We start from the raw sequence: 26,255 nt of genomic DNA, 5'->3' as shown, positions 1-26,255 counted from the left end.
TTTTACGGGTGGGTTAAATAACGGCGGCAATGAGAATGAGACCTCAATCCTCTTCCAGCGCAGCCTTATCATCAAAGGCACGATCAAATTCGACCTCCGGCTGTTTCCAGTCACCGCTGACCTTGTACTTGACCGAGGCAAAGCGAGCCACCTTGTCACCCAGAATCTTGTCGGCCAGGAAGAGTACGCCACCTACTTGAGGCGCGCCTACCAGCAGCGCTGCGAGCGGCAGGTTGTTGGTTACCGGTAGCGTGACCAGCACCCCCATATCCACCTTATCGCTGCGCAGATCAAGGCTACCCTCAAACTGCATTTTAACCCCAGGACCTTCCAGTACTACTGGCTTATCACTGTGCAACACGCCGTTATCCGCGTAGATCGCACCGTCCAGGGTATCGTAGGCAGTGCCTTTGCTGAACAGGTCAGAAAAGTCCAGGCGCAGGCGGCGTGTCAGCGAATTGAAATTGAGCAAACCAAAAACGCGCAGAGCCTGCGTACCATTGTCGCCACTCTGCAACATGCCGTCACGCGCAGCAAGCTCCAGACTACCCGAGGAACGGCGCATGCTGAAAAGGGCTGGCGAACCGGGCCAGTTCAGCTGTGCTCGAGTAGAGAACGTCTTGCTGGTAATAGTCGGTGCATATTGCCAGGCAGTCAGCACCTCACCAATATTGTCAGCGGATATGCTGCCGTCGAATACGCTGTGCGCAGGCGATTCACGCCAATCCATGCTCCCCTCTACCTTGAGCCCGCGTAAATCAGCAAACACCTCTGGCAACTGAGCACCGGTTGCATCCGGGCGTAACTTGAAGGCGACGCGACCAACCGGCTCAGCCCCCCAGGACAACTGGGCAATCTGCACGTCCAGCGCCGGCAGTGTTGATGGCTTTATACGCTCCAGCGGATCAGCAGGCTCGGCATCAGCACTAACCTCGCTCGCGCTTATGGCTGGCAGAAGCTGCGCAGCCTCCTTATCTGTCGCCCCCAACTTGAGGCGCTGCAAGTCGACGTTGATAGGCTCAGCGTCGTTATCCGGAAGATAAATATCGCCCTCAACATCAGCCTGCGTTAACGCCAGATCCCAGCCACTTGCCCTTCTCTGTATTCCAGCCTGCAGGTCACGCAGCGATAAGCCCATGCCGGTAAATTGATCAGCCGTTATATCAGCACGACGCACCACCTTCGCCGCTGAACCAGCGCGGCCGCCTCCCTGGCTGGACGCAGCCGGTAACTGACGCAGCCACGTTTGCCACTCATCCCAGTCCAACCGCGGCAGCCTGGCAACCACGACTACACCGGGAGTAGCTGACTGTGTCGCTTCTCCGGCGCGAAAGCGAAGGTCACCGGAAATCTGATCGCCCTGTTTCAGCAACTGCGCGTCCAGGCCGTTATCTGCGGAGATATGCCAGCGCTGGACGCCACTATTGGCCATGCGCAAATCCAGCTTGGCCGGTAATTCGCTCTGCGTCTCCTTGGTAAAGGGCGCCGGTAGCGTCAGAGCCAGGCCTTTCAGATTACTACTGACCTGAATACGCTGTTGCTGCGCAGCCACCCTGACCTGCGCCTGCCAACTGAACCGGCCACTGGCCAATCCCGCTGGCACCGCGCTAGCCAACGACCAACTGCGCAGTTGCTCCACGCTGTGGCTGCCTGACAGGCTTACCTGCTGGGCGCCGTCTGCCTGGCTCAGGCTCGCTTTAACGGCTGCACCAAGAAAGGTGCCGGTTAAATCGTCAGAGCGCAGCCCCTGCTCACGCGAATACACGAAATTGCCCCGCAGCTTGCGCAACGGCTCCTGCAGTTGCGGGATAAGCAGGCTACTGGCACTCAAACGCCAGCTCACGTCAGCCCGGGTTTGAGACTGGGCACCAGACTGTAAGGGAATACTCAGCGCCAAATCGCCGGAAACCTGACCGCTGCCCACCGTCCAGCCGGCCAGCGGATCATTGCTCAGGTCGCGCAGCGGGGTTTCCTGCATGAGTTTAAGCGCATCGCCAACCGGACCGTCGAAGCCAGACTCCACCTGCAACATGAGCGGACCGGTGCGTCCCAGCACCTGCGCACCTACGCGAATATCACTGGCCTTGGTGCTCCACAGCTGCGCCTGCTCACCACGAATATCGAGCATCCCGTCCTGCAACCGCAGATCTGCGTTCACCTCGGTCAACAGCGGCCAACCGTTCTGAAACAATAGCTCGCCGTCACGCAGCTCGGCGTACAGGCCGAGCTGACGCTCGTCGTTGGTGGCGCTTTTCAATAGTGAGCCGCTGTAGCTAAAAATCGCCAGCGGGACTTTGCCCTTGATACCGCTGGCGGCCAGCCAGGTCGCCAACGCCGGATTAAAGGCAGGCGCGCGCAACGGCAGGTAGCGCCGATGCACCGGGGCTTGTGAGTCACGCAATGCAACGCGCAAATCCATGGTCGGGGTTTGCCCGCTCGGCGGCAGATGCAAATCCAGCAGCGCCGCTCCATTGCCGTCCGGGCCTGCTACCGACATGCCAGGCGTATTCAGCCTTAACCCATCGTCTCTGGACCAGGACCAATTCAATGCGCCCAACGCACTGTCGTACTGCCAGACCTCTGGAAACAGATGGGGCAGCTGCATGCTCCACTGCGTGTTATTCACCCGTAACTCACCGGACGCCGGCGAGCCCACCAGACTGCCGCTGACACCCTGCAGCATAGGTGCATTGTGATAGGCCTGAATACCAACCTGATCAAGGACAGCGCTGACCTGCAGCGCATTAAGGTCGGTCGGCGAACCGTGTCCAGCGAGATGAAGATTACGCAGGGTACCCTGCGGCGCCAAAGTCGTAACCAACTCAGCCATGGGCGGGTGATCGACAAAGCGCGGGACCCAGTCACGCAGACGATCAAGTGATAGCCGGTCTACTGCCAGAGACCAGTCGCCATTCGCACCCTGGCGCTCTGCTTGAACGCGCATCATTGGCCATACCTGCTCGTCTATCCGCAGGCTGAAATCCTCGACCAGGATATGCTCGCCACTTTCGCTATGGCGGTACTCAAAACGACTAAAGACATCCTCTAACGGAGGTGAGTCTTTAAAGTCAAAACTGACATCAGGGGCCACCAGAGTTGCCTGCAAGCGCTGCAAGCGCTGATTCTGCCAGCTCCCCCAGAAGCGCCCGCCGGCTACCAGTTGCTGCAGATGGCTGCGCTGCAGCCAATCGCGCGGCAGCCAGCGACTCCAGTCACTCGCCGGTAATTCAAGAAAGAAACCCAACGACAGGTCAGCCAGATTATCACTATCGAGCAAACCGCTGACTTGCCAGCGCACCAGCTCACCGTCGGGTAAGCGCAAACGGCCATCGAGTCGCTGCCAGCCAGCGCCGTTAATCAAGGTCAGCTCGCCATGCTCAAACTGCCAACGGGGCTCGTCATAAGGGCTGACGCTGATCTGGGTATCCAACAAGGTAATGCGGCGCTGCTCGCGCAGTGTCTTGATTGCCTGATCCAGACCACCCAGAGACTGGGTTTGTCGGCCCAGTCCACGCAAGTGCCACTGCCCTTGTGCATCTTCGCTGACCGAGAGTGACAACCCCTCAATCTGCAGCGCATCCATCATCAAACGGCGGTGCCAGAGGCTCTTCCAAACGTCCAGGCGCGCGGTTACGTTATCCAGCGCAAACAGAACAGGGCTGCCAGGGTCCGCGTCGGCATGGACCTCCAGCCCACGCAGGCGAAAAACCGGCTGAGCGCCCTGCATCTGCGCACTCAGGCCACCAAGTCGAATATAGCGGCCTGTAAGCGACTCCGCCTCAGCGACCAGCTCGGACTGATAATTGGCAATCGCCGGGACAAATTGACGCCCCAGACTGACATAGGCGGCCGCCAGTAAAAGCCAGGCGACCAGCAGCAATATCAGACCGTTAAGCCCTTGCTTGATCCAGCGTTGCCATTGCACCCCGATTACCAGCCCATCACATCAGGACCACATCATATTGTTCCTGGGTATACATGGTTTCCACCTGGAACTTGATCGGGCGCTCAATAAAGAGCTCCAGGTCCGCGACATTACCGGACTCCTCATCCAACAGCCGATCAATAACCGACTGCGAGCCGAGCACCATGTAAGCACCCGCTTGGTACGCGCGCGCTTCACGCAGTATCTCGCGGAATATTTCGTAGCAGATTGTCTCTGGGGTCTTCTGTATCCCGCGACCCTGGCAGCAGGGGCAAGGTTCGCACAGTATCTGTTCAAGGCTTTCGCGTGTGCGCTTGCGGGTCATCTGCACCAGACCCAGCTCGGTAATGCCGATAATGTTGGTTTTCGCGTGATCACGCTCCAGCTGCTTTTCCAGCGTGCGTTGCACCTGACGCTGATGCTCCTCATCCTCCATATCGATAAAGTCGATAATGATGATGCCGCCGAGGTTGCGCAGACGCAGCTGGCGAGCAATAGAGGTAGCTGCTTCCAGGTTGGTCTTGAAGATGGTTTCTTCCAGATTGCGATGCCCAACAAAAGCGCCTGTATTCACATCGATGGTGGTCATGGCTTCGGTCTGGTCGATCACCAGGTGACCACCGGACTTGAGCATGACCTTGCGCTCCATGGCCTTCTGAATTTCGTCTTCGACACTGTAAAGGTCGAAAATGGGCCGTTCACCAGGGTAGTGCTCCAGCAACTCTTCTACGCCGGGCATCAGCTCTTGCACAAATTGCTCGACCTTCTGGAAGGTTTCCCGCGAATCGATACGGACCTTTTCCAAACGAGGGTTGGCCAGATCACGCAGGGTGCGCAGTGCCAGCGGCAAGTCTTCGTAGATTACCGACGGCGCCGGGGCTGCTCCCATCTGCTGGGTAATTTGCAACCACAGGCGGCGAACATAGCGAATATCGACCAGAATCTCCTCCGCCCGCGCGCTCTCGGCAGCGGTACGCAGAATATAGCCACCCTCCTCCTGAATGCCTTCTTGCTCAACACAGTCGGCAACCACTTGTTTGAGTCGCTCGCGCTCAACCTCATCCTCGATCTTTAGCGAAATCCCCACATGCGGGGTGCGCGGCATATAAACCAGGTAGCGCGAGGGAATCGAGAGGTGTGTGGTCAGGCGAGCACCTTTGGTACCGATCGGGTCTTTGGTAACCTGCACTACCAGCGCTTTGCCTTCATGCACCAGTGCACTGATAGGTTCGACCGCCGCACCTTCACGGTCAGAGATTTCCGAGGCATGGATGAAGGCAGCGCGCTCAAGGCCGATATCCACGAACGCCGCTTGCATACCTGGCAATACGCGGACTACCTTGCCCTTATAGATATTGCCGACGATGCCACGGCGCAGAGTGCGCTCAATATGCACTTCCTGCAGCACACCGTTCTCAACCAGTGCTACCCGGGTTTCCATCGGGGTGATATTGATCAGGATTTCTTCGCTCATGGGCTCTTCCGTTCAAGTCTTGGCCCCAGAATACCGGTGTTAAGCGCGCCATGACAGCGTGTCAGCAGGATTGCCAACAGGAAATGCCAAATCCATCGAGTAATGCAGCAGTTTCCATCAAAGGCAACCCGACTACAGCGCTGTAGCTGCCGCTGATATGCTCAACAAACACGGCGCCCAATCCCTGAATCCCATAGGCGCCCGCCTTGTCTGCCGGCTCCCCGCTCGCCCAATATTGCTCGCACTCGGCTACCGATAGCGCACGAAAGCGTACCTCAGTGACAACCAGACGCACTTCCACCCGATCCTCGCAGGCCACTGCCACAGCAGTCATTACCTGATGCTCACGGTCCGAGAGCGCGCCCAGCATCTGCAATGCATGCGCGCGATCACGCGGCTTGCCAAGAATCTGCTGGTCCAGCACTACGGCGGTATCAGCCGCCAGCACCACCGATCCTGCAGGCGCCGCCGCCACACCAGCGCGCACCTTGTCGCGTGTCACTCGCTCAACATAGACCGCGGGCGTCTCGTCTGGCTCGACTCTTTCATCAACCTGACACACCACACGCGTCGTAGGAATACCTATCTGCGCCAGCAACTCACGGCGACGCGGTGAAGCCGAAGCCAACAGCAAGCGCTGTTCAGTTAACACGGAATCGCCGCTTCACGCCCTGCAGCAGGGTAAAGATCCACGGCCAGAGTATGGCACTGACCAGTGCGGGGAGTAGAAACAGCAAGGTGGGCGGACGGTTACCGCTCAAGCTGTTGAGCCATAAAAGTACCATCTGGGCAATACCGAAGACCGGCAGCATGACCAGGCTCTGCTGCCACAATGGGAAGCGACGAATGCGCTGATGCAACAGCAATAGCTGGCAGACAACCAGGGTCATAACCAAGGCATGCTGGCCGAATAGCTGTCCGAACAATGCATCGGTAAGCAGGCCTGCAAGCCAGGCCGTAAGCATGCCAACGCGGTGCGGCAGCACCATAACCCAGAACGACAAAACCAGCGCCAGCCACATCGGACGCCCCATATTAAAGGGCTCCGGCATCGGCATGACACTAAGCAGCAGCGCCACCACAATGGTGGCCGCGATGACCAGACTATTGCGCATCGCTACCGCCCTCCTCTCCTTGCGCTGCCGGGGTAGTGTTGTCCTGGGCACCCACCGCCTCAGCTGGCAGATCTGCCTCTGGTGTCAGATCAAGGGCTGGCAACACAGCGCCGTAACCGCTCTCAGGGCTGAATACCAGCAACAGATAGCGGCTACGATTGAGCTGTGCCGAGGGCGTTACGCGCACCTCGGCAAAGGACTGACTGGGATGGCGCACAACCGACTGTACCCGGCCCACCGGATAGCCCGCCGGGAAACGTTGCCCCAAACCAGAGCTGACCACGATGTCGCCCTCGCGAATGTCGGCAGTATCCCCAACATAACGCAATTCAAGCCACTCATTGCGGCCGGTTCCGCTGGCAATAGCGCGCAAACCGTTGCGATTGATCTGCACCGGCAGACTATGGGACGCATCGGTAATCATCAAAACCCGAGCAGAATGCGGGAGTACTTCCACCACTTGGCCCATCAGGCCGGTCGCATCCAGCACTGGCTGACCGAGAAAGACACCTTCGTTCTCGCCTTTATCGATCAATATGCGCTGGGTAAAAGGATTGGGGTCCACGCCAATAAGCTCAGCCACCAATACCCTCTCATCCACCAGGGAAGACGAGTTGAGCAGTTCGCGCAAACGCACGTTTTGCTCGGTCAGCGTGGCCAGCTTTTGCAGTTTGCGCTGGGTGAGCAAAGCTTCGGCGCGCAGGCGGTCGTTGTCAGAGATTAACTGCGCCCGGCTGGAAGCCAGCTCGGTGACACTATCCCAAGCACGTACCGGCAACTCGGCGACATAATACAAAGGAGAAACAAACAGCCCCAATTGCGAGCGCAGGGGTTTAAGTGCGTCAAAGCGGGCGTCGACGACCATCAGGGCGATGGATAAAGTGGTCAAAACGACCAGACGGACGCCCAGCGAAGGGCCTTTGATAAATAACGGTTTAATGGCAAGCTCCTCGCAGCCACAAGCTTGATGCGATCAGCGGCAAGCCGGACATTGCCGGAAAAGTCCGGCGCGAAGAGTCCTCCTGCCGCCGGCGACTTATTCGGTCGAGAGCAGATCCATAGTGTGCTGATCCATCATCTCCAGGGCCTTACCGCCACCCCGAGCCACACAGGTCAGCGGCTCTTCCGCCACAATGACCGGCAAACCGGTTTCCTGCGCCAGCAGCTTGTCGAGGTCACGCAGCAACGCACCACCACCGGTGAGAATCAAACCACGCTCAGCAATGTCAGACGCCAGCTCGGGCGGAGATTGCTCCAGCGCGCTTTTAACAGCCTGAACGATAGTCGCCAGAGACTCCTGCAAGGCTTCAAGCACCTCGTTGGAATTCAGGGTAAAGGCACGTGGCACGCCTTCCGCCAAGTTTCGGCCGCGCACATCAACCTCGAGCACTTCGCCACCTGGGAAGGCAACACCGATTTCCTGCTTGATGCGCTCTGCGGTGGACTCACCGATCAGGCTGCCGTAGTTGCGACGCACATAGGTCACAATCGCTTCATCAAAACGGTCACCACCAACCCGCACAGACTCGGCATAAACGACGCCATTGAGCGAGATCAGCGCGATTTCGGTGGTACCACCGCCGATATCGACAACCATCGAGCCGCGCGCCTCTTCGACCGGCAAACCGGCACCAATGGCGGCAGCCATTGGCTCTTCAATCAAGTACACCTCACGCGCGCCTGCGCCCAGCGCAGACTCACGAATGGCCCGACGCTCAACCTGAGTGGACTTGCAGGGCACGCAGATCAGCACGCGTGGGCTAGGCTGGATGAAGCTGTTTTCATGCACTTTGTTAATAAAGTACTGCAACATCTTCTCGCACACGCTGAAGTCGGCAATAACACCATCCTTCATTGGACGGATAGCCTGAATGTTACCGGGCGTACGGCCAAGCATGCGTTTGGCATCAGTACCGACAGCCACAACGCTTTTCTGATTACCGGCGGTGGTACGAATTGCCACAACCGATGGCTCGTCCAGTACAATACCGCGATCCCGAACGTAAATAAGCGTGTTGGCAGTGCCCAGGTCGATGGACAAATCACTGGAAAACATGCCACGAATTTTTTTGAACATGCGTTGAATATACCCCGAGGACGCGTGGGTTAATTAAAAGGAAGTACTGATAAATCACCTGCCCGCAGTCACACCAAAATGAAACGGTGGCAAAAGGCCCGGATGAATGGCCCAGAGAATAGGGTCCAGCAGGTAACTGATCGGTACTTCTGAAAGTGTCGCAACTCTAACAACGGCGGGGTTTTTGGGCAAGGCACGACTGTGGTAAATTCGCGCCTTTGTCCGCAATTCCGCCTGGAAACCGCCTAACGGCGCCCGTCGCCAGCAATATACCGGATCATACCCGGCTACATGGAGCTCAATACATGTCCTTGGACCGCACAGATGTGGAAAAGATCGCTCATCTTGCAAGAATAGCGATAAGCGATGACGAGATACCCGCTACTACCGCCAAGCTGTCAGGCATTCTAGACCTGATCGACAAGATGCAGGCAGTGGACACCGACGGCGTCGCGCCCCTTGCTCATCCGCTGGAAACCACTCAGCGCCTGCGCCCGGACGCTGTAACCGAGAGCAATCACCGCGACGACTACCAAACCATCGCCCCGGCGACAGAATCAGGACTCTACCTGGTTCCCAAGGTCATCGAATAATCCTGCCGCGCCCAGACGAGAGACTACCCCATGCACGAGAAAACGCTGGCCGAACTGTCCCAGGCCCTGCAGAGCAAGACACTATCCAGTGTCGAGCTGACCCAGCACTACCTCACCCGCATTGAGCAGTTTGACGGTGAGCTGAACAGTTACATCACGGTATCGCCGGAACTGGCCCTGCGCCAGGCCGCAGCGGCCGATGAAGTTATCGCCAAAGGTGAAGCATCGGCACTAACCGGCATCCCACTGGCGCACAAGGACCTGTTTTGCACCCAAGGCCTGCGCACCAGCTGTGGCTCAAAGATGCTCGACAACTTCATCTCGCCCTACGAGTCGACCGTCACCCAACGCTTTATTGATGCTGGCGCTGTAACCCTGGGCAAGACCAACCTGGATGAGTTCGCCATGGGCTCCTCTACCGAGTCCAGCTTCTACGGCCCGACCCGCAACCCGTGGGATACTGAACGCGTGCCCGGCGGTTCCTCCGGCGGTTCCGCTGCTGCCATAGCAGCGCGTCTTTGCGCTGCGGCCACAGGGACCGATACCGGTGGCTCAATTCGCCAACCAGCCGGTTTTACCGCGTTGACTGGCCTAAAGCCAACCTACGGGCGCGTATCGCGCTGGGGCATGATTGCCTACGCATCCAGCCTTGACCAGGGCGGCCCCATGGCTCGCACGGCCGAAGACTGCGCACTGATGCTGCAGGTGATGGCGGGTTTTGATGAAAAAGACTCGACCAGCGTCGATCAACCGGTCGACAACTACAGCGCCAGCCTGAACGACTCGCTCAAGGGACTGCGCATTGGTCTACCTAAAGAGTACTTCGCCAGCGGTCTTGACGCGGCTACTGCAGACGCCATTGATGCAGCGGTCAAACAATTCCAGGCACTAGGCGCCGAGGTGAAGGAAATCAGTCTGCCCAACGCCGAACTGGCGATCCCGGCCTACTACGTCATCGCGCCTGCTGAAGCGTCCTCCAACCTGTCGCGCTTTGACGGCGTGCGTTTTGGCTATCGCTGTGACAATCCGGCCGATCTGACCGATCTGTACAAACGCTCACGCGGCGAAGGCTTTGGCGCGGAAGTAAAACGCCGCATCATGGTCGGCGCCTATGCGTTGTCAGCCGGCTATTACGATGCCTACTACTTGCAGGCGCAGAAAATTCGCCGCCTGATCAAGAACGACTTCATGGCTGCCTACGAGCAGGTCGATGTCATTTTGTGCCCGACCTCACCAACGCCTGCCTTTAAAATTGGCGAGAAGATCGACGATCCAGTCAGTCTTTATCTAACCGACATTTACACCATTACCGCCAACCTCGCCGGTGTACCGGGCATTGCCCTGCCTGCCGGGTTTGCCAACGGTCTGCCGCTGGGCATGCAGTTACTTGGGCCCTATTTCAGCGAAGCCCGCCTGCTTAACATTGCGCATCAGTACCAGCAGGTCACTGATTGGCACCAACGCGCTCCGGCCGGTTACTGAGAGGATTGACAGCTATGCAATGGGAAATCGTCATCGGGCTGGAAATACACGCCCAGCTCACCACCGCGTCGAAGATCTTCTCCGGCAGTGCCACCGCCTTTGGTGCCGAGCCTAACACCCAGGCCAGCCTGATCGACCTGGGCATGCCTGGTACTCTGCCGGTGCTGAACGCCCAGGCCGTGCGCAAGGCCGTCAAATTCGGCCTGGCAATTGATGCCGAGATCGGCATGACCAACGTATTTGCGCGCAAAAACTATTTCTATCCGGATCTACCCAAGGGCTATCAGACCAGCCAGATGGATCACCCCATCGTCGGCAAGGGCTATCTCGACATCACCCTGGAAGACGGCACGGTAAAACGCGTTGGCGTCACCCGGGCGCACCTGGAAGAGGATGCCGGCAAGAGCCTGCACGAAGACTTTCAAGGTATGAGTGGCATCGACCTCAACCGCGCCGGCACCCCGCTTCTGGAAATCGTCTCAGAACCGGATATGCGCAGCGCTAAAGAAGCGGTCGCCTACGCCAAGACTATTCACTCACTGGTGCGCTACCTGGGCATTTGTGATGGCAATATGGCCGAAGGGTCGCTGCGTTGCGATTGCAACGTGTCTATCCGTCCCAAGGGTCAGGCCGAATTTGGCACCCGCTGCGAGATCAAGAACGTCAACTCGTTCCGCTTTATCGAGAAGGCGATCAACACCGAAGTACAGCGCCAGATCGAGCTGATCGAGGACGGCGGCAAGGTGGTGCAGGAAACCCGCCTGTACGATCCAAACAAAGACGAAACCCGCTCCATGCGCAGCAAGGAAGAAGCCAACGATTACCGCTACTTCCCCTGCCCTGATCTATTGCCCGTGGTTTTGGAGCCAGCTTTCCTTGAGGAAGTACGGGCCGAGTTGCCTGAGCTGCCGCAACAAAAGCGCGAGCGCTTTGAAAGCGAGTTTGGCCTGTCAACTTACGATGCCAGCGTGCTGTCAGCGCAACGTGAACTGGCGGATTACTTCGAAGAAGTACAGCGCGTATGCGGTGACGCCAAGCTGGCTGCCAACTGGGTGATGGGTGAACTGTCCAGCCTGCTAAACAAAGCCGACCTGGACATCGAGCAGTCTCCCGTCAGTGCGGCCCAACTGGGCGGCATGATCCTGCGCATCAAGGACAACACTATCTCCGGCAAGATTGCCAAGATGGTGTTTGAGGCACTGGCCAACGGTGAAGGGGACAGCGCCGACGTCATCATTGCAGCAAAGGGCTTGAAGCAGGTCACTGACAGCGGCGCCATTGAAGCTATGCTGGACGAAGTGCTGGCTACCAATGCCGAGCAAGTAGAGCAATACCGTGCGGCGGAAGAAGCCAAGCGCGGCAAAATGTTCGGCTTCTTCGTTGGTCAGGCAATGAAAGCCTCCAAAGGCAAAGCAAACCCGCAGCAGGTCAACGAGCTATTGCGCAAAAAACTGGATAGCTGAACCGATCAGGGGGTTACAGGGTCATAGCTCCTTGTACCCCCGACCCTATTCGAGGATCCAGCCATGCGCCAAGCAGCGCTTTGGATAGCCATATTGCTATTGCTGTCGCTGAGAGGCGGCCCGGCCTTTGCTTACGCCGATCACCTTGAGAGCCAGGAGGGAGAGCAGTGGACGCAGGTAGGCAAGGCCTCCTACTACTCCTCCCGCCTGCATGGCCGGCGTACCGCTAGCGGCGAACCCTACGACGAAACGGCGCTCACCGCAGCCCATCCGACACTCCCCTTCGGAACCTTGATCAAGGTTACCAATCTATACAACGACCGCAGCGTTGTGTTGCGGGTAAACGACCGCGGTCCATTTGTCGGCCATCGCGTTATTGATGTGTCACAGATAGCGGCTGAGCAACTTGGCATGATCCGTACAGGCAGCGTGCGCGTGCGGGTCGAATACTATAACGATGAAGACGAAGCAGAGGAGCAATCAGTAGACTGACCCTGCGCTTATTCTCATAAGGAGGATGGCGAAGTCCTGCTCATCACTATACTGATGACAGGCTCGGCGCTAGCCGACCCGGTCGCCGCGGAGAATTGGCGACCTGAATTCGAAGAAGGAGCCGTTCATGACAGAAGCCAAATCCGGCTGGCGCTCGACCATTCTGGTCCCCGTATTCGCGCCTGCCGTCATCGTCACCTTACTACTGGTAATAGGTACCATAAGTAGCCCAGAGCTAGCCGGCGACGTTTTTTCCGTCACACTGGCTTACATCACCGAAACCTTTGGCTGGTTTTACATGTTGGCCGTGGCCAGTTTCCTGCTGTTCATCGTGATCGTTGCCTGCAGCAGCTGGGGCAATATCAAGCTGGGCCCGGACCACGCCGCGCCGCAATACAGCTTTCCAGCCTGGTTTGCCATGCTGTTCTCAGCAGGCTACGGCATCGCGCTACTTTTCTTTGGCGTTGCTGAACCAGTAACCCACTTCGCCAATCCCCCCGCAGGCACGGCCGAAACACTGGATGCTGCCAAGCAGGCGATGCAAATTGCCTTCTTTCACTGGGGCTTTCATATCTGGGCCATCTATGGCCTGGTTGGCCTGGTACTGGCGTACTTTTCCTTCCGTCACGGTCTGCCGTTATCAATGCGTTCTGCGCTTTACCCTTTAATCGGCGACAAAATTTATGGCCCGATCGGTCACACCGTCGACGTGGTCGCTATCCTTGGCACGCTCTTTGGTATCGCCACCACACTGGGTTTGTCCGTTGCGCAGATCAACGCAGGGCTGCACTACCTGTGGCCGAGCATCCCCATCAGCAATACTGTTCAGGTTATTACTATTGCGGCAGTTACTGCCCTGGCCTTGATCTCAGTCGTCGCAGGCCTGGACAAGGGTGTTAAGAACCTGTCGATTCTCAACATGGTACTGGCCGTTACCCTGATGCTGTTCGTGTTTCTGGTGGGTCCATCGATCTTTATTCTGGAAGCTTTCCTGCAAAATACCGGCAGCTACCTGAATAATATTGTCGAGCGCACCTTCAACCTGCAGGCCTACACCCACAGCGACTGGATCGGCAACTGGACCCTCTTTATCTTTGGCTGGACCATTGCCTGGGCACCATTTGTTGGCCTGTTTATCGCCAAAATCAGCCGCGGCCGCACCATCCGCCAATTTGTATTCGGCGTCATGCTGGTGCCGACGATCTTTACCTTTATGTGGTTTTCAGTGTTCGGTGATACCGCCCTGCACCTGATCATGAACGAAGGCTATACCGCGCTGATCACCGAGGTGCAGAACGACAAAGCGATAGCGCTGTTCAAGCTCTTTGAACACTTACCGCTGACGTCTATCGTCTCCTTTATCACGGTTATCCTGATCGTCACGTTCTTCGTCACCTCTTCGGACTCCGGGTCCCTGGTTATCGACTCGCTCGCTTCAGGCGGCCTGATGCATACACCTGCACTACAGCGGGCGTTCTGGGCCATCCTCGAAGGTGTGGTTGCCGCGGTACTGCTGATGGCGGGCGGCCTGAGTGCGCTGCAAACCATGACCATCGTTACGGCCCTGCCTTTTGCCATCATCATGATCATCGCCATGTTGGGGATGTGGCGGGCCCTGGTCATCGAGGGGCATCGTGATGTCAGTCTGCTGCATCATATGCAGGTCAGCCGCTATAGCGAAGACAGTCTGGCGGCGAACTGGAAAAAACGTCTGGCGGGGATCGTCAACTTTCCCGATCGTAATGACGTAGAAGGGTTCATCGACAAAACGGTAATGCCGGGAATGCAGCGCCTGAGCCAAAGTCTGATTGAGCAAGGCTGGCCAGCGGAGGCCAAACTCGACACCGAGCATGGCCGCGCTTATCTGGAGATCAACAAACCTGATCAGTTGGACTTTATCTACGAGGTGCGCCTGCGCGAGTACAGCCGCCCAACGTTTGCCTATCCTGAAATGCAACGCGAGGGAGAAAGCGATCAGTATTATTATCGCGCCGAAGTCTTCCTACGCCGCGGTGGCCAGACGTACGATGTTTACGGCTATGACGAGCAGGAAATCATCGGCGACATACTCGATCACTTCGAGAAGTATCTGCACTTCCTGCATATTTCTCCGGGTGTACTGCCCTGGAATATGACAGAGCATGACGAGATGCTGCAGGACGAGCCACCGGCACCTGCCAGCTAGGGCGCATCCAGCCACAAAAAAACCAGCCCGCAGGCTGGTTTTTTTGTGGCCTTGAATAACTACTGCTGAAGAATCTGAATCAGCTGTTGATCCTGAAAAACGCGAGTCAAGGCATCACTCATCACATCCGTCACCATTTTGGTATTAGTTGCCTGATTAGGCGCATAACCAAAACGCTGCTGCAACGATGAGCTGTAACGCCCCTGGTAGTTCTTGTTCATATTGCGCGCCTCGGCCGTAAAGGTGGCACTCAAGTCGGCCTGGGTAACATAGGCAGTGCCTTTCGGCGACTGATACGTCATGTCGCTCAAACCAACCGTAAGATGATTCGCGTTTGGCGTACCCTCAGGCACGACATTGAAGCCCAGCTGACGCACGCCCTGCTCTACCTGCTGACGCACCGCATTGATCGTGTTGTCACTCAGGGTAATGCTGCTGGAGTCAGGGTAAATGCCACCGCGAGTGCCTAGAATCTTTGATTGACGCACATCCTGAACTGTCACCACCACTGGCTGCTGTCGCGCCACTGAATTGAGCGGCTTGTTAATCTGTGGCTGAACATTGAGCTGCTGAGGGCTGTGGGCGCAGCCCACCAAGCCAATGGTAACCATAGCCAACATAAAAATACCTGCACGCTTGAGCATAACGCGGGACTCCTGCCGTTAAATCAAAAGGGGATAATAAAAAGATACTTGAAACCTTCGACAGGCGCAGCATACGCCGGTTCCCAGCGCGGAAACAGCTGCCTGAGCTGTCATAAAGCTGCAATGGCGGCTACCTAGACTAGGTACAAACACACAGCGGAGGACACTCCATGTTTGGCTTAAGCCTGCTTCTGCGTCGTCAACGCCAATACTATGCTCAACTGGATCAACGCGGTCGCTGTGTCGCACTGTGGGAGCTGAAGCGAGCCCCTGCCGGTGACAACTGGGCTCGCGTTACTGAAATCAACTTTCGCTGGATTGGCGCACCGCTACCCCGCCATGCATTGTTGCCAGCACAGACGGTTACGAGCAGTCAGCGCTGGCCTCTACAGCACATCTAGATTCAGCGTGCGCCTGCCGCTTCCAACACCGCAACATAATCTTCACTCTGAGCATGATTTTTAGCCGTCTGCAAGAAAGTGCGGCCCTGCTCATCAGTGGCGTTGAGATCAAAGCCTTCCGCCTTGAACATCACTAGAAAACGCTCGAAGTCCTCAACCCGCAAGCCGCGATAAGCGCGCACCAGTACATGCAGATCCGCCGACTCATCCGCATAAGGCCGAGCCTGCAGAAAGACTGCCACCTGCTCATCGGTCATCGGCTCGCCAATCACTTTTTCTTTATCTTTACGCATAACAATTCCTCATTGGCAGGCTGGAAAGCAGGCATTGTAACCACCCGGACCGATGCTCACCAGCGCAGTATTATCAGGGTCGCGCTACCTGAGCCGCGGAATGAATATCACCCCAAATCAGGCCATTGCCGTAAAAGCGAGCCTGCACGTACTCCGCGCCGGGGCTTTCCAGCTGCTGCAAAAGTAGCGGCAGCATCGACTCGGGATACATAAGCATCAGTGTCTGGCTACGGCCATCCAGCTGCGCCGGACGCAAGGTTACCCCTGGCGGCACAAAGCTCACTTGCGCTCGCGTAATCGCAGCGCCTGGCAGCAACGACCGCCCCTGCAGAAACAATAAACTGCTCGCCTCTGGCGTAGAAGAAACAACGCCTGGACGCTGTTCAGTGGCAAACAAAACCCGATACTGCTCTACCTGAAAGAGTATTTGCTCAGGCTTGTCCTGCCGTAGGCTGTAAACATCTGCCGGCATGTATTCATCATGCGGCAGCGTCACCGGAGCTGCTAACGTATAGCAGCTGATAATAGCCAGCGCGATCAATACGCACAGACGCATGTTGTCAGTGCCCCTTGAGCGCGAAGATACCCGCCGCGTTACGCCAGTACCCCTTGTAATCGAGACCGTAACCAAAGATATAGCGGTCTTCGACATCCAGCCCGGTAAAGTCGGCCCGCATACCGGCGTAGGCTTTACGATCATGCTGCTTGTCGAGCAGCACCGCGGTGAAGACCTTATCCGCGCCTGCATCGCGGCAATACTCAACGATAGCTGCCAGAGTGTGGCCCTCATCCAGAATGTCATCGACGATCAATACCGTGCGCCCGACCAGCGAATGCTCCGCGCGCGCCTTCCAGAACAGCTCACCACCGGACAGTTTGTTGCGATAACGGGTCGCATGCAGATAGCTGACTTCCATCGGGAAAGGCAACTTGGGCAACAGCTTTCCAGTAATGATCAAACCACCGTTCATAACGCTGTAGACAATCGGGTTACTGTCCACCAGGCGGTCGCAAATATCAGCAGCCAGACCGTCTAGCGCGGCCTCTACCTGAGCCTCGGTGAACAGGCAATCCGCCTCGGCCATGACCTGTTTAATGTGTTGCAGATCTGCCGACATGCAGAACCTCCAGAGCTGGATGATAAGAAAGGGGGCGAAAAATACTGATGTTGCGTGCGATGCGCAAGTATAACGGAGCTTTTGCGGAAGATGACCGCTTGTTCACATTCGTTTAGTCTATAGCAGTATTTTTCCACGCCCGCTTGACGCCAGCACGAGAGAGCCCCTAATGAATGTCAAAGAAATCCGTCATCCTCTGATCCGCCACAAACTGGGCCTGATGCGCCGCGACGAAATCAGCACCAAGAATTTCCGCGAGCTGGCCCAGGAAGTCGCCGCGCTACTGACCTATGAAGCCACGCAAGACATGCTGGTTGAAACGCATACCATTCAGGGCTGGTGTGGCGACGTTCAGGTCGAAAAACTGAGCGGTAAAAAAGTCACCGTGGTGCCCATCCTGCGCGCTGGCCTGGGCATGCTCGACGGTGTACTCAGCCTTATCCCCAGTGCCAAGGTCAGCGTCATCGGTCTGGCTCGTAATGAGGAAACCCTGGAAGCCGATACCTATCTGGAAAAGTTGGTAGGCGAACTGAACCAGCGTACCGCACTCATCATCGATCCTATGCTGGCTACCGGCGGCTCGATGATCGCTACCATCGACATGTTGAAGAAGGCCGGGGCTCGCGAGATTCGCGCGTTGGTGCTGGTTGCCGCACCCGAGGGCATTGAACGTGTCAACGCAGCCCACCCTGACGTGGAAATCTATACCGCCTCGGTGGATCAGCGCTTGAACGAGCAGGGCTATATCATTCCCGGCCTCGGTGATGCCGGCGATAAGATCTTCGGTACCAAGCAGAAGGATATCGTTTGATGGAGGGCGTTCAGACTCACGGCTGGCGCACTGCGCTAGCTGGCTCGCAAATGCTGTTTGTCGCCTTTGGTGCCCTGGTACTGATGCCATTGATCACCAGTATGGACCCCAGCGTGGCACTGTTCACAGCGGGTATCGGCACGCTGATTTTTCAGTTCACCACGCGCCGCCAGATCCCGATTTTTCTCGCCTCCAGTTTCGCTTTCATCGCCCCTATTCTTTACAGCAACCAGACCTGGGGCTTGCCCGCCACCCTCGGCGGGCTGCTCGCTGCCGGCATTACCTATATTTTGCTGAGTCTGGTAATTCGCTGGCGGGGGCCCGGCTTTATTCAACGTCTGCTGCCGCCAGTGGTAGTAGGTCCGGTCATCATGGTGATCGGCTTGGGGCTGGCCTCAGTGGCCGTCAACATGGCAACGGGGAAATCGGGCGACGGCAGTCAACAGCTGGTCGATACCAACCTGGCGCTGATCATCTCAATGGCGTCCCTGGCAACTACCATTTTTGTCGCTGTGTACGCGAAAGGACTGTTCCGCCTGGTCCCCATCCTCGCGGGCGTGATCGTCGGCTATGGGCTCTCCTGGATACTGGGTGTAACCAGCCTGGATAGTGTAACTACCGCGCCCTGGCTGGCGGTTCCCGAGTTTGTTACCCCCGAGTTCAAGCTGGCCGCCATACTTTTCATGATCCCGGTAGCCATTGCACCGGCCATCGAGCATATCGGCGATGTGCTGGCGATTGGTGGCGTGACGGGCAAGGATTACCTGCAAAAGCCTGGCCTGCAGAACACCCTGCTGGGTGACGGTCTCGCCACGTCCGCTGCTGCCCTCTTTGGCGGCCCACCTAATACCACCTACTCGGAAGTGACCGGCGCAGTGATGCTGACTCGTAACTTCAATCCCAACGTAATGATCTGGGCGGCGGTATTCGCTATCGGTTTGTCTTTTGTCGACAAATTCGGCGCCGTACTGCTGAGCATGCCGGTTCCTGTCATGGGCGGCATTCTCTGCCTGCTGTTCGGCTCAATCGCGGTCGTAGGCATGAACACCCTGATCCGTCAGCAGGTCGACCTGTCACAAGCACGCAACCTGTGCATCGTGTCCGTGACCCTGGTATTCGGTATTGGCGGTATGGCGATTGGCAACGACAGCCTGAGCCTGCAGGGTATCAGTCTGTGCGGCGTAGTCGCGATTATCCTGAACCTAGTACTGCCCGCAGACAAAAGCCAGGCAGAGCTGACCAAGTAACCGCTGTCAACGGCGCCAGCAGCGCGGGTCTGCTGGCGTGCGTTGCCCCATCTGATTAATGCGATAGTTAGCACAGACATCATCCGCCATAGCCCCCCCAGCCACTGCAGTGGCTCGCAGTTCGTAACGCTGCTTTTCAAGCGTCAGACTCAAGCGATACACCGGCTTACCGTTAACCGGGCTCTGCTTGGCCAAGCCCTCAACTGTCCCCTCAGCGTAGTTACCCTGGCGAGCAAAGTGTCGCTCCATTCGGTGCGCATTCTGTAACAGCAATCCGGTCACTTCAGCTCGATGTACTTTGCGTACATGCTCTACATAGGACGGGTAAGCGATAGCCGATAAAATGCCAACGATCACCAGAGCTACCAGCAACTCGATCAGGGTAAAACCCCGAGAAACGCTCGGTGAGAGCGGCGTCATAGCAACTGCCGCCACAAAATCCGCTGAAACAGACAGTGCGACTGCCCCTGAACTGCGGCAGTGTTATCCGAACCCTGCACCAGGTAGAGCTCTGGGTTGCAATCGGTTTGCGCCTTACTGCCTGCACGGACGGGTAAATCCAATGGGCTCAACTCCCCCGGCAGCCCTATATCCAGACTGACACCCGCTATCGGTTGGTCCTGACCATCGACATGCCCGTCGCCATCAGAGTCCATGATCGCAACCGACAGCATCGCGCCCGTATCCAGCGCCAATGACATCAGCCAACCTCCCGCCTGGCTAACGCAGGGGTCGCTGCCATCGCCCAGGACAAAGCCGCTACTGAACAATACGCGCGAATCTTTAATACGCGCCGTACGGGTGACCTTTTCACCACGCCCAGGCAAGCTTAGATACCAACCATACTGGTGCGACCAGTCCACCGACGCGGCAGAAGACAGACGAACAGTGGCGTCCGACACGCCTGCTGGCTGCTCAGTCAATATACGTTGTTGCTGCAAATGCCCGGGCGTCAGCCCACCGCTTGGCGGTGAGGCCGCGTCCAATACCGCATAGAAAGACTGGGGCTGGATATCAATGAGATCCTGCGACTGCAAAAACTGGCCCGTTCCAAACAGCAGCAAATCGCCTAACGCCGCAGCACTCGAGTGCAGTAAAGGTGCAACACTGATGGGCTGATCATCGGCCGCGGAAAAAAGTGGCGATCCCCCATGCGCAACCGACCAATGCCGGTAATCAGCATCACTCAGATCAAACTTCCACAACTGACCGTGTTGGTCACCGGCAAAAGCGGCAGTGAGTCGCCCCTGCTCATCGCGTTGCAGGGTCAAACCGGCCAGGCCGTTTTCCCTGGCCACACCTGCTCGATCACTGACTGCAATGCTGCGCAGCAGCTGCCCACTGGTCGCATCAATGACCAGCAGCTCTGCCAGTGCGCGCTCGCTACCGTAACCGTTTCCCGTCAGCAGCAACGCTCTCCCGCCCGCATTAACCAGCTGCGGTTCGGCGTATACATACCCAAGGCTATCCCAACCAGGCTGATTGGCATTCACCTCCCAAAGTACCCGAGGTTGAGCAACGGTGCGCCCCGGGGCCAAGACCTCGAGGGCAAACAGGCCTTTACCACCCGCACCCAGGCCACTGGCCGCCAGGGTTGCCCAACCACCCGATAGCTCAATATCCGCCAGGCTAATGCGTCCATCTACACCACTGAGGTGAGGCTGACTCCGACCATAGTCCGCTCGCGCCCAATCGCCTATGCGTGGATGCAAAGTGGCGGGCAGATAAGCGTAAGCCTGACGACCGCCAGCATCAAAGATACGCAAGAAGCCATCATTGGCGCCGACCATAATAAGCTCCTGCATGGTCTGTCGTTTCGCCAGGTGTTGCCGGTATTGATCACTTGCCACGCCGATAGACGGTACCTGCGATAACAGCACTGGCGCGGAGTTGATTATGTCGCCCAACTGATGACGGCGGGAGCGCAAGCCGTCAACACGTTCACCACGAGCCCAATCGAGCAGCCGCTGCCCAGCATCCACACCCTCTAGGCCCAGCGCGCTGGCAGCGGCGTGCAGCTGGTTTTGTTGATCAAGGTTAAACCGCTGGAAAGCACTAGTATCCAGCGATACAGGCGACCCGGACTGAGACCCTTCGCCCCAGCGCCAGCTTTGCAAAACACCCACAGTCTGACCCGGAGGCAGCGTCCGATCGGTGCTCCATAATAAGCGCGACGGCAAGCCTTGCTGGTCCAAAACGGATGCCTGCAGACTGCCGCTCCAGTCTGCAGGATCGTATCGGGTGTGGTAATAGCGACTGCTGCCCGCCTGCAAAACGCTGCCCGCTACGACAGCACCCGCGCCCGAACCGGATGATGAGCTGACCTCAAGCAGGGCACTTGCCATGGCTGATGGCAGCTCTTGTGCATCGTCGAGCGAGAAATAGCGGCCTCCCCCGGCCCTTGCGGCGGCGTCAAGGCGCTGGTCTTCTTTGTTGAATCCCACAATGTAGGTTTGCATGGACTGGCGCATAAAGGCGGGATCATCCCAGCTCTTGCCTGCAGCATCCGTAGAGGCGCCGCGCCCGTTCTGGCGGAGGTCGATATCATGGGCAAAGGCGGCGATATCATCCAGATAGAAGCTACTGCCCTCCGCCATCGGACTACTCCCATCGAGGTCGCCTAGCGGATCCTGATCCCAGTCTGGCAAGTGAAAGCCAGCACTCTGCTCTGGACGTCTGCCGTCAGGGTCCTGCGCCAGATCCCGCGGAAATTCTCGATCATAGGTAGACAGGCCACTGCTGAGGATGAGCCCGGCGGTGCGCTGGCAACGATACTCAATCGGGCTCTCAAACTGCTCGCGCTCCAATTCGCCGCGCGACTGCGGATAGAACGCACGCATACCGCGCAGATAACGGGTTACCTCGTAGTGGGTTTCTGCCAGCGGCGCCCAGGTCCAGGCGTCGCGATTATCGCCCGTGTGCGGCTCCAACTTGTCCATTGCAGCATTTAGCCGCTGCCAATGCTGCCGCCCTGCCAAAGAGTCCGCGTCAATGCTGTCAACAGGGACCAGTAGCTCGCCACCGGGCGCATCACGCGTACTGTCGCCACTGCCTTCGGTAGCGCGAAAAGAAAACAGACCAAAACGCAGGTGCCGATACTCGGACATAACCTGCCGCGCGGTGCGTCGCGCCAGATCCAATCGGGTTTCATTGCCGATCTTGTTCAAGACCATACTGGTCGAGTTATCCAGCACCAGCACCACATTCGCCGGTACCTGAGGCACTGCAGCAATAGGCCCGCTGATGGGCGTGAAAGCGTGCGCGCCAGCGACTATAAAACTCCCCAGCCCTGTCATGAGTAGCCGCAACCAACCGCGATTAAAGACGCGTATGCGCATAGGTGGCCTCCAGCACAGTGCGGCTGGTGCCGCTTAAACTCAACACCGAAAGGCGATACAGCATGCTGGGCGAGCTGACAGCGACACGAACCGGAATGGTGCTTTTGCCGATACGCTCAAGGCGGTACCAAAGCTGTACATCACCACTGCGCAGCTTACTGCCCTCACTGATGTGCAAGGGTTGCCAACCAGCCATTGAGCCGACTTTTATCTCAGCTGGCACAATGGCCGACGCACACGACGCCAGCTCACAACGCCGGGTCGGCAGCGGTAGGGCACTAATACGAATCTGCTGTTCAACCCAGCGTATACCGGCCTCGGCGGCTTGAAAGCTCAAGTTACGCTGCTGCAAATTGGCCACCATCCTTTCCTGACTGGCAGCCGAACCAACTCCCGCTAGCGCCGCCAGTGACATCAGCAGCAAAAAAACCAAACTGACCAGTAGCACCGCGCCACGCTGACGCTGCTTCCAATAGCACAGCATTCAAGTCCTCCCTGTTCACTCGATCCTGTTACGTATTGCCGTTACCTGCACATAACGCTGGGCTTGCAGCCCCCTCTGATTAGCTTCGCCAGGACGTTCGCTAAGCACCATTGCCAAACGGACACTGCGGATACGTTCGGCGTCAGCGGCAGCCACAGAACTGGCGTAGACACCCACATCAGGCGCCTGCGCCGCCATACCAAAGCTCAGTTCAAAACTGGCTACGCCTTCAATCAAGGTCTCAAAATTGCCGCGCCCATTGCTGCGTACCTGGATTCGCTGCCCCTGTTGCCGGTATTCCAGCAGGCGCAGAGGGATCAGCATGTCGTCAGGGCCAACGGTAACCGGTGTATCCGCCTCTAGCACCTGCGCCCGATTCAGACAATTGCTGACCAGCAGCCACCGAGCGCCGAAGCTATCGGCAGAAACTTGCTGCCCCGTGGCAGTAGCAGCCGACAGTGGTTGCGCGCTGACCAGGCGCAGTACGCCGCCCTGATAGGCTACTGGCACAGACACCTGTGGCGGCACGGCCGCGCGCTGAGCGGCCGGTAAACGGCGCAGATCAAGACAACCTAGCTGGCCCGCCTGACGAATATCCTGTGCCATACGACTTAATAGAAAACGCGCATTTTCCTGCATCGCAGCGGAGCGCTGCTGCAAAACAAAGCTCTCTTTGGTTGCGAGAAAAACGTCCAGCACTCCCAGGGTCAGCATCAACCCTAATGCCATGGCAATCAGCAACTCGACCAGACTGAAGCCTCGACTCAGTCGAATATCAACCGTCGTCATGGCGACACACCAATCAGCGCAGACAACTCAAGCTCGGCATCCTGGGCATCTGCAAACTGGCGGCCCTCAGACCAACTCAGACGCACCAGCGCTACTCCATTCTTGACCGTCAGCCAGGCACGGCCGTCTGGCAGCTCACAGGCTACAGCGCGGGAAAAGTCGATTTTGTCCTGCTCGATAATGCTGCCAGCGATCGGTGCCAACTGAAGGGATTGGCCCTCCAGACAAGGCGATGCAACCGTCAGGTTGTAATCGGAGAGCTGCCCCGGGTTGGCCCGCATACGCTCGAGCATGTCCTGAGCCAGCACGTTGGCCTGGGTCGCGTACAGCGCGCCGGAGTGATAACGCAGCGCGTTGAGCTGCAGCGACGCGGCACCGAGAATACCGAGTGCAAGCACCAGCACTGCTATCAGCACTTCCAGCAGAGAGAAGCCGCCTGAGTGGGCGGACTGGGGATAAGCAGCAGGCATATTCAGCGTTCCCGTATCCATGGGAATTAGCCGGGACAGCTGAACCACGGCAAGGGTTATCCTTTACTGGAAACCACCCTAGTGCCCAAATGCCTGACTACTCACCACCCATTTGGGTGAGTGCAGAGCCGCTAATGAGTATTACCCGACAATTAGCGTAATCCGCGCTCAATTAACCCGGCGCAGCTCATCGCCTTGCGCGAAAGCCCGGAGATTCTCTGCCAACTGACCCACAATGCGCTGCCGCGCTTCACGACTGCCCCAGGCACTATGGGGAGTGATCAGCAAATTAGGTATATCTGCCGCCAACAAGGGATTGCCGTCACGCGGCGGCTCGCTGGTAAGCACATCGCAAGCCGCGCCGCCCAGATGGCCTGCACGCAGGCTATCCGCCAGCGCCTGCTCATTCACCAGGCCGCCTCTACCCGCATTGATCAGCAGACTGCCAGGGCGCATGCGCGCTAACTCAGGCGCGCTGATCAGGTCGCGTGTTTGCTCGGTCAGCGGGCAGTGCAGGCTTAATACATCGACCTGCTCAAGCAGTTGATCCAGCCCCGGCCTACCCTCTTTTTCACGTCCGGGTAGTGCGCCCACCACCAGGCGCATACCAAATGCCTCGGCCAGGCGACCAACCGCTTGCCCCAGTTCACCGTAACCCAGGATGCCCAAGGTGCGACCACTCAATTCGCCAATTGGATAGTCCAGCAAGCAAAACTGACTGCTACGCTGCCACGCACCATCGCGCACGGCCTGGCGATAGGATTCAAACCGGGTAATCAGTACCAACATGAACATCAGCGTGTGCTGTGCCACCGCAGGCGTGCCATAACCCTGGCAATTGGATACGGCAATACCACGTTCCCGAGCAGCGGCAAGATCAACATTGTTGGTGCCCGTTGCACTCAGCAGAATCAACTTTAGCTGCGGACAGGCATCCATCACCTGCGCATCTATCAGCACCTTATTGGTGACCACAACCTCACAATCCTGCATGCGCTCGATACGCTGCTCAAGGTCGGTGATCGCATAGCTCTGGTAGCGCGCGCCAAGCTCGGTAAGTGGCCGCATATCCAGGTCACCCTGATCCAGAGTGGATTGATCTAAAAAAACGATGGAGAAGGCATTTTGCATACTCGCTGTACCTGTCTGTCCGGGCAGAGGGTGGTTAAAATACCCGCCTCGAAAAGGAGCCCTGATATGTATTGGAATGAATTTATGCTGGTTGCCCTGGTGCACCTTCTGGCAGTGATCAGTCCAGGACCCGACTTTGCGGTGGTTATCCGCAATAGCGTCAGCGGTGGCCGGCGCGCCGGCCTATTTACCGCGCTAGGCTTGGGCAGCGGCATCGTCGTTCACGTCACCTACTCGCTGCTGGGAATAGGCTTGATTGTGTCGCAGTCAGTCTGGCTGTTCAATCTGATGAAATTGCTCGCCGCTGCTTATTTGCTATACATCGGCATTCGTGCGTTACGGGCCAAGCCGCAGAGCAGCGCGCAAACCAACATCGCCTCGCCACTCAAGAGCATGAGTGCGCGACAGGCTATTGCACAGGGCTTCATCACCAACGGCCTGAATCCCAAGGCAACCCTGTTTTTTCTTTCACTGTTTACCGTCGTGATCAGTCACGACACGCCACTGGTGATTCAGGCTGGATACGGCCTCTACCTGGCCGTCGCGACGGGGGCCTGGTTCTGTCTGGTGGCGCTGCTGTTTAGCCGGGATTCAGTGCGACGCGGCTTCAATCGCATGGGACACTGGTTCGACCGTTTGATGGGCACTGTTCTGATTGGATTGGGCCTGCATTTAGCACTATCGCAGTGGCTAAAGCGCGGCTAAGCCGCGCCCCTACACGCC

25 protein-coding genes are annotated in these 26,255 nt (G+C 57.5%); 9 read left to right on the top strand and 16 right to left on the bottom strand.

Features of this window, described 5'->3' with window-relative positions:
* Window positions 1-43: 43 nt before the first annotated feature.
* The 6 genes from EF096_RS08035 to mreB all read right to left on the bottom strand — a co-directional run bounded on the left by EF096_RS08035 (window position 44) and on the right by mreB (window position 8,591).
* Window positions 44-3,925: a YhdP family protein gene (locus tag EF096_RS08035; protein ID WP_158611247.1), complete on the bottom strand. Its 3,882-nt coding sequence runs from the start codon at window positions 3,923-3,925 to the stop codon at window positions 44-46.
* Window positions 3,926-3,941: 16 nt separating this feature from the next.
* Window positions 3,942-5,399, bottom strand: a complete 1,458-nt coding sequence (gene rng / locus EF096_RS08030; protein WP_123889107.1) for a ribonuclease G — start codon at window positions 5,397-5,399, stop codon at window positions 3,942-3,944.
* A 61-nt stretch (window positions 5,400-5,460) separates the two neighbouring features.
* On the bottom strand, window positions 5,461-6,051 hold the full coding sequence (locus EF096_RS08025; RefSeq protein WP_123889106.1) for a Maf family protein: 591 nt from the start codon (window positions 6,049-6,051) through the stop codon (window positions 5,461-5,463).
* Entirely contained in the window at window positions 6,041-6,514 is a 474-nt protein-coding gene (gene mreD, locus EF096_RS08020; RefSeq protein ID WP_123889105.1) for a rod shape-determining protein MreD, read from the bottom strand. The genes EF096_RS08025 and mreD overlap by 11 nt, the downstream gene beginning before the upstream one ends.
* Window positions 6,504-7,439: a rod shape-determining protein MreC gene (gene mreC, locus EF096_RS08015; protein WP_123889104.1), complete on the bottom strand. Its 936-nt coding sequence runs from the start codon at window positions 7,437-7,439 to the stop codon at window positions 6,504-6,506. The genes mreD and mreC overlap by 11 nt, the downstream gene beginning before the upstream one ends.
* Before the next feature lie 111 nt (window positions 7,440-7,550).
* Entirely contained in the window at window positions 7,551-8,591 is a 1,041-nt protein-coding gene (gene mreB, locus EF096_RS08010) for a rod shape-determining protein MreB (RefSeq protein WP_123889103.1), read from the bottom strand.
* 305 nt (window positions 8,592-8,896) lie between these two features.
* On the opposite strand from mreB, the gene gatC reads away from it, so the two are divergent.
* From gatC to EF096_RS07985, 5 genes are all read left to right on the top strand, one after another.
* Window positions 8,897-9,184: an Asp-tRNA(Asn)/Glu-tRNA(Gln) amidotransferase subunit GatC gene (gene gatC / locus EF096_RS08005; protein WP_123889102.1), complete on the top strand. Its 288-nt coding sequence runs from the start codon at window positions 8,897-8,899 to the stop codon at window positions 9,182-9,184.
* A gap of 30 nt (window positions 9,185-9,214) precedes the next feature.
* Window positions 9,215-10,666 carry an Asp-tRNA(Asn)/Glu-tRNA(Gln) amidotransferase subunit GatA gene (gatA, locus tag EF096_RS08000; protein ID WP_123889101.1) on the top strand — a complete coding sequence of 484 codons (1,452 nt, stop codon included), beginning with the start codon at window positions 9,215-9,217 and terminating at the stop codon, window positions 10,664-10,666.
* A 14-nt stretch (window positions 10,667-10,680) separates the two neighbouring features.
* Complete coding sequence (gene gatB, locus EF096_RS07995) at window positions 10,681-12,129, top strand: Asp-tRNA(Asn)/Glu-tRNA(Gln) amidotransferase subunit GatB (protein WP_123889100.1); 1,449 nt, start codon at window positions 10,681-10,683, stop codon at window positions 12,127-12,129.
* A gap of 63 nt (window positions 12,130-12,192) precedes the next feature.
* A complete protein-coding gene (locus tag EF096_RS07990; protein WP_123889099.1) occupies window positions 12,193-12,621 on the top strand; it encodes a septal ring lytic transglycosylase RlpA family protein in 429 nt (142 codons plus the stop codon).
* A gap of 127 nt (window positions 12,622-12,748) precedes the next feature.
* Complete coding sequence (locus tag EF096_RS07985; RefSeq protein WP_123889098.1) at window positions 12,749-14,806, top strand: BCCT family transporter; 2,058 nt, start codon at window positions 12,749-12,751, stop codon at window positions 14,804-14,806.
* Window positions 14,807-14,865: 59 nt separating this feature from the next.
* On the opposite strand, the gene EF096_RS07980 is transcribed toward EF096_RS07985, so the two are convergent.
* A complete protein-coding gene (locus tag EF096_RS07980) occupies window positions 14,866-15,450 on the bottom strand; it encodes a YajG family lipoprotein (RefSeq protein WP_123889097.1) in 585 nt (194 codons plus the stop codon).
* 170 nt (window positions 15,451-15,620) lie between these two features.
* On the opposite strand from EF096_RS07980, the gene EF096_RS07975 reads away from it, so the two are divergent.
* Entirely contained in the window at window positions 15,621-15,851 is a 231-nt protein-coding gene (locus EF096_RS07975; RefSeq protein ID WP_123889096.1) for a hypothetical protein, read from the top strand.
* A gap of 2 nt (window positions 15,852-15,853) precedes the next feature.
* Here the strand turns inward: EF096_RS07975 and EF096_RS07970 are convergent, their stop codons facing one another.
* The 3 genes from EF096_RS07970 to EF096_RS07960 all read right to left on the bottom strand — a co-directional run bounded on the left by EF096_RS07970 (window position 15,854) and on the right by EF096_RS07960 (window position 17,262).
* Complete coding sequence (locus tag EF096_RS07970; protein WP_123889095.1) at window positions 15,854-16,144, bottom strand: PA4642 family protein; 291 nt, start codon at window positions 16,142-16,144, stop codon at window positions 15,854-15,856.
* A gap of 73 nt (window positions 16,145-16,217) precedes the next feature.
* Window positions 16,218-16,700 (bottom strand): hypothetical protein, encoded by a 483-nt coding sequence (locus EF096_RS07965; RefSeq protein WP_123889094.1) that lies wholly within the window; start codon window positions 16,698-16,700, stop codon window positions 16,218-16,220.
* A gap of 4 nt (window positions 16,701-16,704) precedes the next feature.
* On the bottom strand, window positions 16,705-17,262 hold the full coding sequence (locus EF096_RS07960) for a hypoxanthine-guanine phosphoribosyltransferase (protein ID WP_123889093.1): 558 nt from the start codon (window positions 17,260-17,262) through the stop codon (window positions 16,705-16,707).
* Window positions 17,263-17,431: 169 nt separating this feature from the next.
* On the opposite strand from EF096_RS07960, the gene upp reads away from it, so the two are divergent.
* Both upp and EF096_RS07950 read left to right on the top strand, forming a co-directional pair.
* Window positions 17,432-18,073 carry a uracil phosphoribosyltransferase gene (gene upp, locus EF096_RS07955; protein ID WP_123889092.1) on the top strand — a complete coding sequence of 214 codons (642 nt, stop codon included), beginning with the start codon at window positions 17,432-17,434 and terminating at the stop codon, window positions 18,071-18,073.
* Window positions 18,073-19,320, top strand: a complete 1,248-nt coding sequence (locus EF096_RS07950; RefSeq protein WP_123889091.1) for a uracil-xanthine permease family protein — start codon at window positions 18,073-18,075, stop codon at window positions 19,318-19,320. Before upp ends, EF096_RS07950 begins: the two co-directional genes overlap by 1 nt.
* 6 nt (window positions 19,321-19,326) lie before the next feature.
* Here EF096_RS07950 and EF096_RS07945 read toward each other — a convergent pair whose 3' ends face one another.
* The 6 genes from EF096_RS07945 to EF096_RS07920 form a co-directional block, all read right to left on the bottom strand.
* Complete coding sequence (locus tag EF096_RS07945) at window positions 19,327-19,740, bottom strand: type IV pilin protein (protein WP_123889197.1); 414 nt, start codon at window positions 19,738-19,740, stop codon at window positions 19,327-19,329.
* A complete protein-coding gene (locus tag EF096_RS20265; protein WP_158611246.1) occupies window positions 19,737-22,658 on the bottom strand; it encodes a PilC/PilY family type IV pilus protein in 2,922 nt (973 codons plus the stop codon). Before EF096_RS20265 ends, EF096_RS07945 begins: the two co-directional genes overlap by 4 nt.
* Window positions 22,639-23,142 carry a pilus assembly PilX family protein gene (locus EF096_RS07935; protein ID WP_123889090.1) on the bottom strand — a complete coding sequence of 168 codons (504 nt, stop codon included), beginning with the start codon at window positions 23,140-23,142 and terminating at the stop codon, window positions 22,639-22,641. The genes EF096_RS20265 and EF096_RS07935 overlap by 20 nt, the downstream gene beginning before the upstream one ends.
* Before the next feature lie 15 nt (window positions 23,143-23,157).
* Window positions 23,158-23,931 carry a PilW family protein gene (locus EF096_RS07930; RefSeq protein ID WP_123889089.1) on the bottom strand — a complete coding sequence of 258 codons (774 nt, stop codon included), beginning with the start codon at window positions 23,929-23,931 and terminating at the stop codon, window positions 23,158-23,160.
* Window positions 23,928-24,422 (bottom strand): type IV pilus modification protein PilV, encoded by a 495-nt coding sequence (gene pilV, locus EF096_RS07925; protein ID WP_123889088.1) that lies wholly within the window; start codon window positions 24,420-24,422, stop codon window positions 23,928-23,930. The genes EF096_RS07930 and pilV overlap by 4 nt, the downstream gene beginning before the upstream one ends.
* A gap of 147 nt (window positions 24,423-24,569) precedes the next feature.
* Entirely contained in the window at window positions 24,570-25,532 is a 963-nt protein-coding gene (locus tag EF096_RS07920; protein ID WP_123889087.1) for a 2-hydroxyacid dehydrogenase, read from the bottom strand.
* A gap of 66 nt (window positions 25,533-25,598) precedes the next feature.
* Between EF096_RS07920 and EF096_RS07915 the strand changes: the two genes are divergently transcribed.
* Window positions 25,599-26,237 (top strand): LysE family translocator, encoded by a 639-nt coding sequence (locus tag EF096_RS07915; RefSeq protein ID WP_123889086.1) that lies wholly within the window; start codon window positions 25,599-25,601, stop codon window positions 26,235-26,237.
* The last annotated feature ends 18 nt before the right edge of the window (window positions 26,238-26,255 follow it).

This window comes from Pseudomonas neustonica, assembly GCF_003797945.1.
In the GTDB taxonomy this organism is placed as follows: Bacteria; Pseudomonadota; Gammaproteobacteria; order Pseudomonadales; family Pseudomonadaceae; genus Halopseudomonas; species Halopseudomonas neustonica.
This window is presented reverse-complemented; position numbering and strand designations above follow the sequence as displayed.